Origin of the sequence: Geitlerinema sp. CS-897 (genome assembly GCF_028368005.1) — a bacterium.
Classification (GTDB): Bacteria; Cyanobacteriota; Cyanobacteriia; order Cyanobacteriales; family Geitlerinemataceae; genus Baaleninema; species Baaleninema simplex.
Window position 1 is genome coordinate 1 of the sequence record NZ_JAQNCQ010000017.1, and the last position, 7,390, is coordinate 7,390.

The following is a 7,390-nucleotide window of genomic DNA, read 5'->3' on the forward strand; positions in this document are numbered from 1 at the left end:
AATTGTGTACGCTCTATAAGATTCAACACCAAGCAGTTGAGACAGGTCGTATCTCCGATGACCCGACGCTGTGCGCTCAGGGATTAATTTCCCTTCTGACTCCCAACGTCTTAATGTAGATGGCGATACTCCTTTTATTTTGGCGGCTTCGGAAATCCTAAATTTACTCATGTAGTTATTTTAGCATAAGAAATGAATAGGGTTGAGTAACTTTAGTGAGAAATTTCCACTCTGTCTTCAACCCTCAATTCTTTACCCAACGCGATGACGAACGTAATACCGAACGCGATCGCGTGCGTTTGCCCCGATGATACCAACGGATTCAGAAAAGAGGGAATTCGCACAAAAAACTATACAGACGAGAGTTCGCGGGGTGTTTTCAAACTCTCAAAAAAGCCGTTCCAATCCTGAGTTTTGCCGCGATCTGCCGAGGTTTGTTTCACCTCAAACGTTGCGTTCGTCGCTTCAGGACGGTCTAACGCCCGCACGCAGAGTTCGGCGATATCGTCGCGGGTACATTGTCCCTTAATCGTGTCTCCCGTGGCGGCGACGAGAGGTTTTCCCCCCGGTTCTTCTGTCAGCGCACAGGGGCGAACGATCGCATAGGGAATCCCGCTGTTACGAAGGCTGTTTTCTCCTTCGAGTTTCCACGTCAGTAGTCCCCCCAACTGGTCGTTCATCCGCACCGCTGGCGGTTCTTCCTCTAAATTCAACCCCGGTTTACCGGGACGCGTCACCCCCGCCGAACTCACCATGACGAACTGCGGCACCGTTTCGCCACCGTAAGCACTTATCGATTCGAGTTCCAAGCGAAACGAACCGGGTTTGAACTTAGGATTGAGCGCTCCGTCGAACTCGAACTTACTCAACATGATTTGAAATGCCGTGATGCGATGGGCGGGAAAGGGTTCGTCCGTTTCGAGGGTTTTGGCGCGAAAGGTGGGGACGAGGTCGGAAAACGGCACGCGTACGGTCATCGGGATGTTATACACCGTATCGAAGCCGTAAACGTAGCTGATACCGTCCCATTGGTTATCGCTGCGAAGAATGAATTTGTAGCGGTTTCCGTCTCCCTTCAGGCGCAGTTGAATGCCTTCGTATTGCGATAAGTCTAACGGCGTTTCGAGGACTTGGGTACGCACGGAGGCGAAGCCGCCAGAATTGGCAGTAGACACGTTTCCACTAAAAACTGCCGCACCGGGAATTTGGTGAATGTCGCTGTTACTGACGCCGCCCATGACCACGTCGTCTACGGCTCCCCAGAGGTCGTTGAAGCGAGGAATCGGTCGGGTGAAGTCAAAAATCGTTTTTTCGTTTTGGCGGCGGCAGAGGTAGGGTTTCGCGGCGTTGACGAGGTTTTCGATGCCGCGATATTCAATATATTCGGGGGTTTCGACGACTTCGGGAAGGTAGAACTTCACTCCTTGATAGTATTTTTCGCGCGTGGGGGTGTCCCCTTCGACGGGCTGGACGCGGGTTCCGGTACAGCAGATGACGGCGCGAACGTTCTCGAACACTCGGAAATTCAAGGTTTCGGGAACGGTGATGTCGGCTTCGACGAGTTCGATGTCGGTTCCGAGGAGTTCCCGCCCCCGTCGGGCATCGCGAACGAGACCGCGAACGGGGATGTTGCGCTGTTGCAGTTGTTTGACGACGCGCTTTCCGACGCCTCCCGTCGCCCCGACGACGAGAACGAGACCGGGGGGTTTAGGGGGAGTCATGGCGGTGTCGTCGCGCATACCGAGTTTTTTCTGTATCCATCTAAAGTTGCCGAGGAAGGGAATTTCGCCGAAGAATCCGAGGGTTTGTAGAAACCGCCCGAAATCCCAGGGTTCGCGGGGTGGGTTGGCCATAATTACTGTGGTGAGGTGCGATCGACTGTGGGGTCTCGTTGTCATTTAATGTAAGAAATTCTGCTCAGACCTGCCAGTGCGAGCGATCGCCCCTGAGATTCTCCTCACGAGGATAGTCGGGAAATTGGAAGCCCCGCCTCTTCCAAGGGGCAAATCGACCCCAGAGGTATAGAGGCTTAGTGGTACAGAAAAGTCCTGAAACCCTTGTTAGAAAAGATATCGCCGTATTACAAGGGTTGCCCGCAAAATCCCAGATCGGTAAATTGCTACTGGAGATCCCCGGCATCTCCAAGATGCGTAAATTGCTGCCGGGGATCTGGCTTAATTTTCAGTACATATTTGATGTGTTTTGTCAATCCCAAATCTCGAAAAATTTTCTGCACCACAGAGGCACAGAGAACACAGAGAGAGGCTGGTAGAGTTGGGCGCACAGTTTGAGATTCGGATTCCTGCGCTGTTGACTGCTCGTCGTTCGCTGAAAAAAAGCCTGCTCTCTCGAACAGGCTTTTCTGGAATATCGGAAATTGCCAAAACAAACCGTTTATCTGAAACCCACGGCGGCTTGCCAAACGAACGCTAACAGCAGGAAGAATACCGGAATAATCGGAAGAACGTCCACGAGGGGATCGAAAATTTGATACGCTTCGGGCAGTTTGGCAAAAAGCAGAGCTGCTTCCATGTTGTTAAATCCTTCGATCGACAGGTTTTCTCATAATTCAAACAAATATTAACATAAGTGCTTCCTGTCGCTGGAAATGTAACGTTACGTTAAGCTGAACTCGACAACCAAGGGGCGAACTCCGTAGCGAATCGTCCTTCTAGAATGGCTTGGCGAATATGTTGGGTAAAGCGAATCAGTTCCGTAACGTTGTGTAACGAAAGCAGCGTATACGCTAACAGTTCCTGAGAGCGCACCAAATGGCACAGATAAGCCCGCGTGAAATTCTGACAAGTATAACAGGAACAGGTTTCGTCGAGAGGGCGATAATCTTCTCGGAACTTGGCGTTTTTGAGGTTCCACCGCTCGCCCTTGACGAACGCCGCCCCATGTCGCCCCAACCGCGTGGGAATGACGCAATCGAACAAATCGATCCCCGCTGCGATCGCCTGTGCCATTTCTCGATAGGTTCCCACCCCCATTAGATAGCGAGGTTTGTTTTCTGGCAGCAAAGGGGTCGTCGCTTTCACGATCTTCTCGATGAGTTCGGGGGGTTCCCCAACGCTGACACCGCCGATGGCGTAACCGGGTAAATCCAAGGCTTGCAGCGACTGCGCCGCTTTCGCCCGTAACTCGGGGTACACCCCACCTTGTACGATCCCGAACAACGCTTGCTCTTCTGTATTTTTGTGTGCGTCGATACAGCGTTTGAGCCAGCGTTCGGTGCGTGCGGTCGCCAGTTCCACGGCTTCGGGGGTTGCTGGGTAGGGGGGGCATTCGTCGAAGGCCATAATTACATCAGCACCGAGGGCGTTTTGGATAGCGATCGATCGTTCGGGCGTCAGGTGAATTATCGAACCGTCGCGGGGCGATCGAAACGTCACGCCGTCTTCCGTAATCGATCGCATCTCGCTGAGGCTAAATACCTGAAATCCGCCCGAATCTGTTAAAATCGGGCTGTCCCACGCCATAAACTGATGCAGCCCCCCCGCACCCGAGACAATTTGCTCTCCCGGTTGCAAGTGCAGGTGATAGGTGTTCGCCAGCACCATCTGCGCCCCCGTCGATTGCAGTTGGTCGGGCGTTAAAGTTTTGACGTTGGCCAGCGTTCCCACCGGCATAAAGCGCGGCGTTTCCACAATCCCGTGAGGCGTGACGAACACTCCGGCTCGCGCCCCCGTTTCCGGACACTGGGCTTGACAGTGATAACTAAATCGATCGCTCAAAAGTTAGCCTTTTTCTACAAAAGTTTACAAAAACGACGCCTATTCTAGCGCGAAAGCCACAGAGACCGTTTCTGCGATCGAGACTCCCCAATACGAACGAAACGGGTAGTCGCCGCTTCCCTAACGAGTTGCTATAGTTTAAGGGAGCGAACGGTAACTTCAGTTTACGTTTCTTTCATCGCTCGATTTCGGATACTTTTTCCGCGATCGCAGTATCATGATGTGATAAGCATGATAAGTTAATATCGTGGGGATTGCTGTGACCCAATCGTGCAACCGTCTCGAAAACCGACTCAGAGTAGGTCTCGTATGTTGTCCTGCTGCTGAGGTCGAAGGGGGCTAACCAAACCATGGCTAAATCCGACGATTTATACGCTTCCGAGCAAGCGCTTTACGAGCATTTGCTCGATTTAGTGAAGGTCGAGCAACCAGACCGGCTTCTCGATCGTTTTCGCTCCCTGTTCGTACAAGGGTCGGGATATCCCGATCCCGAAATTTCAGCGATCGTCCATCAAATTTCTAAAATCGACGAAGCCGAGCGAGAATTTAACAGCGTCCTCAACCGTTGCTGCCACATTCTCATCAACCACTGGCAGATGGACACGAAGTCCCAAGCTGCCATTCCTCAGCTCGTGAGCGCCATCGATCGCTCGGGAGAACGTCGGATGCAATCGCGAGACGCCCGACGGTTGCAGTTACTACTAAGTCAATTCAAACAAAGCGAAGAGTTCGTCACGCTTCAACGGCTCGTTCGCGTCGTCGATCGCACCGAAGATCGTAGCCAACCCCCCGAACAGCGACCCCTCAGCAGCTTGATCGGGCGGTATCCCTATCTCTACAACCACTCTCTGCTCAGCGACAGCAGCAGCTACGAACACCAACAAACAATCAAACAGCTTCAAGCCCAGAAACAACGATAGTACGAAATCCACCTGTCAAAGTACGTCACCTACAAGGTTCGACGGGCGCAACTAGCCCGTCAAAACCCCAAACTGCTCTACAACAAGCGCATTATCAAGCCCGTTCGCAACCCGACGTTACTCGACGATCGCGAACTCTATCTAGCGGTCAAGCAGTTCGCCGGACGCGCCGAAGGATCTTACACTTACAAAGACTTGGCGCAAAACTTCCGCACCCACACCAGCCAAACTCGCACCTACCGGGAGTTCAAAGAAGACTTGTTCGAGTATCTCATCACCACGGTCGATGAAGAATACGGCAAGCGGCAGTTTTACGAAAAACTGTACCAACATCTGATGAATACGCTACCTCAGTGCGACAACCAAAAACCGACAGACTTTTTGATTATTCGCACCTGTAGCCAGTTGTTGAACTTCTTGGTGGTGGAAAGCCCCCAAAATCCCAACCACTACGTTTTGATCGACCTGTTGTCAAACATCGGGCCGACGTTCGTGATGGCGTTACTGCTCAAAATTCTGCTGATTTGCCGAAAAGTGCGCCCTCACCTGGAAAAACGTTTTTCTATCCTGTTCGATCACTACGATCGCTCGACGCGCGAAGCCGTTCAGTGGCTCATCAAATCCCTCGAAAACCTGCAAGTGGCACTGAGTACCAACTTCGGCTCGGCAGACTTGTCGGTTCTCAGTCAGGCATCTTAAGATCGAACACAGAAACTCGATTCCAAACAGAGCCGTTCCCTCGAAGGTTAGGACTCCCCAATCTTCGATACTCTCCCCTCTCCACTCTTCCCTCTCCACTGATTATGTCGTCTCGCCGTTCATCAGACTTCGAACGAGAACTCGACGAAGCCATTTTTAGTTTTGCCGATATTCAAGCCGAACTGCACTACAAACAGGCTAAAAACGCCCTGCACGAGTTGGTCGATCGCTTGGATTTGAGCGATCGCGAACGAATGGGGTTAGAAGAACAAATTCGCGGCTTAGAATCGACCCTCGACAAACTCGAATCCGACGTGGTACAAATCGCCGCTTTCGGAATGGTGGGACGGGGAAAATCTTCGCTGCTCAACGCTCTCGTGGGAAAACCCGTTTTTGAAACCGGGCCGTTACACGGCGTCACTCAAACCAGTCAAAGCGTGGATTGGACGCTGACGCGGGACAGCCTCGGCGATGGCTTAGACGACGTGTTACAGGTGTCGCTTCCGAGCGTGGGAACCTCCCGTATCGAACTGGTAGATACACCGGGACTCGATGAAGTCGATGGCGAAACCCGCGCCGAACTGGCCCATCGCATCGCCAAACGCGCCGATTTGATTTTGTTCGTCATTTCCGGCGATTTAACGCAAGTCGAATACGACGCCTTGGTGCAGATACGCGAGGCGGGGAAACCGTTGATTTTGGTGTTTAATAAAATCGACCAGTATCCTGAAGCCGACGCTTACGCCATTTACGAGCAGGTTCGTAACAAGCGGGTTCGCCAACTGTTAACGCGCGATCGTATCGTCATGGCCGCCGCCTCGCCGTTGGTGGCGACGGCTGTGCGTCGTCCCGATGGAAGTACGGGGGTGACGCTGCAACCGGGAACGCCTCAAGTGGACGAGTTGAAGCTGAAAATTCTCGATATTCTCGTTCGCGAAGGAAAATCGCTCGTCGCGCTCAATAGTATGCTGTACGCCGACGAAGTGAACGAACAAGTGGTACGGCGCAAAATGGACATTCGCGATCGCAGCGCCAATCAGATTATCTGGAACGCGGTCATGGCGAAATCCTTGGCGATCGCCCTCAACCCGGTGACGGTGGTAGACATCCTCACCGCCGCCACCATTGACGTGGCGTTGTTGCTGTCCCTGTCGCGGTTGTACGGACTTCCCATGACGCAAACTGGGGCGATCGACCTGCTTCAGAAAATCGCCCTGAGCATGGGGGGAATTAGCGCCAGCGAACTCCTGGCGAACTTGGGGTTAAGCGGCTTGAAGAGCGTGTTTGGCGTCGCCACTCCCATAACTGGAGGGATCGCATTCGGCGGTTACGTTTCCGTGGCGGTAACTCAAGCCAGCGTTGCGGGAGTTTCGACTTACGGAATCGGTCAAGTGGCGAAAACCTATTTCGCCAACGGCGCGTCTTGGGGGCCAGAAGGACCGAAAGCCGTGGTGCGTCAGATTTTGGATTCCCTTGACGAAACCTCGATTCTCAGCCAGATTAAGGACGAGTTACAGCAAAAATTAGTGGGGTGAGGTGCGGACAAGGAGGAGAATTGAACTTTTCATTTCCTCTGTGAGAGGGGAATAAAAGGTCTGCAATGCCTACCCAGTAAGGGTTTCAAAGCGTTTGTCACTCCCACTGGTGCTGAACTTGTCCGTACTGTAGATCGGGCGTCAACCAATTTTCAAAAAGCGTGCTACACATGAGCCGTCAAGTGCCTTGTATCGTGGAGATTGCCCACCAGCAACCATTTCAAAGTTTTCGGGAAATGGCATCACACATCTGCCATGGTTAGCTAATACGGAATCCGTATAACTGAGTAGCTGTGAGATAAATGGTGTTCCAGAACTCACCACAACAAACAATCTATCGGACAAATTTGCAAAATAAGTAGGGCTTGCTGAATAAGTCTCCAGAGCGAATTCTGATGCCGTACAGCTTGCCCAATGGTCGTTTTGGACTCTAGCTTCCCAATTGAATCGGTAATCGCCGACGAAAATCCAAGGTTTTTGAGCTTCTCGATCGGAAAAC

8 protein-coding genes are annotated in these 7,390 nt (G+C 52.3%); 3 read left to right on the forward strand and 5 right to left on the reverse strand.

What is annotated here, in order from left to right; genetic code table 11:
* The 4 genes from POG22_RS00530 to tgt form a co-directional block, all read right to left on the reverse strand.
* Positions 1–171: MerR family DNA-binding transcriptional regulator (locus POG22_RS00530; RefSeq protein WP_498903026.1), on the reverse strand; the 171-nt coding region annotated here is incomplete at its 3' end.
* Positions 172–350: 179 nt separating this feature from the next.
* Positions 351–1,853, reverse strand: coding sequence for a CIA30 family protein (locus tag POG22_RS00535; protein WP_498903020.1), 1,503 nt, complete (start codon positions 1,851–1,853; stop codon positions 351–353).
* A gap of 541 nt (positions 1,854–2,394) precedes the next feature.
* Entirely contained in the window at positions 2,395–2,532 is a 138-nt protein-coding gene (locus tag POG22_RS00540; RefSeq protein ID WP_017659909.1) for a photosystem II reaction center protein K, read from the reverse strand.
* A gap of 89 nt (positions 2,533–2,621) precedes the next feature.
* The gene (tgt, locus tag POG22_RS00545; RefSeq protein WP_017659910.1) at positions 2,622–3,737 is read right to left on the reverse strand and encodes a tRNA guanosine(34) transglycosylase Tgt; all 1,116 of its coding nucleotides are present in this window, start codon (positions 3,735–3,737) and stop codon (positions 2,622–2,624) included.
* Between the two features lie 350 nt (positions 3,738–4,087).
* Between tgt and POG22_RS00550 the strand changes: the two genes are divergently transcribed.
* From POG22_RS00550 to POG22_RS00560, 3 genes are all read left to right on the forward strand, one after another.
* Positions 4,088–4,657 (forward strand): hypothetical protein, encoded by a 570-nt coding sequence (locus POG22_RS00550; RefSeq protein ID WP_498903022.1) that lies wholly within the window; start codon positions 4,088–4,090, stop codon positions 4,655–4,657.
* A 12-nt stretch (positions 4,658–4,669) separates the two neighbouring features.
* Complete coding sequence (locus POG22_RS00555; RefSeq protein ID WP_498903028.1) at positions 4,670–5,356, forward strand: Sll1247 family protein; 687 nt, start codon at positions 4,670–4,672, stop codon at positions 5,354–5,356.
* Positions 5,357–5,460: 104 nt separating this feature from the next.
* Positions 5,461–6,891 (forward strand): GTP-binding protein, encoded by a 1,431-nt coding sequence (locus tag POG22_RS00560; RefSeq protein WP_017659912.1) that lies wholly within the window; start codon positions 5,461–5,463, stop codon positions 6,889–6,891.
* Positions 6,892–7,032: 141 nt separating this feature from the next.
* Here the strand turns inward: POG22_RS00560 and POG22_RS00565 are convergent.
* A partial coding sequence (locus tag POG22_RS00565) for a hypothetical protein (protein ID WP_498903024.1) occupies positions 7,033–7,390 on the reverse strand: 358 nt, incomplete at its 5' end.

Coding starts and splice junctions, on each gene's coding strand:
- POG22_RS00535 (WP_498903020.1), bottom strand. CDS start 1,853: ATGGCCAACCCACCCCGCGAACCCTGGGATTTCGGGCGGTTTCTACAA.
- POG22_RS00540 (WP_017659909.1), bottom strand. CDS start 2,532: ATGGAAGCAGCTCTGCTTTTTGCCAAACTGCCCGAAGCGTATCAAATT.
- POG22_RS00550 (WP_498903022.1), top strand. CDS start 4,088: ATGGCTAAATCCGACGATTTATACGCTTCCGAGCAAGCGCTTTACGAG.
- POG22_RS00560 (WP_017659912.1), top strand. CDS start 5,461: ATGTCGTCTCGCCGTTCATCAGACTTCGAACGAGAACTCGACGAAGCC.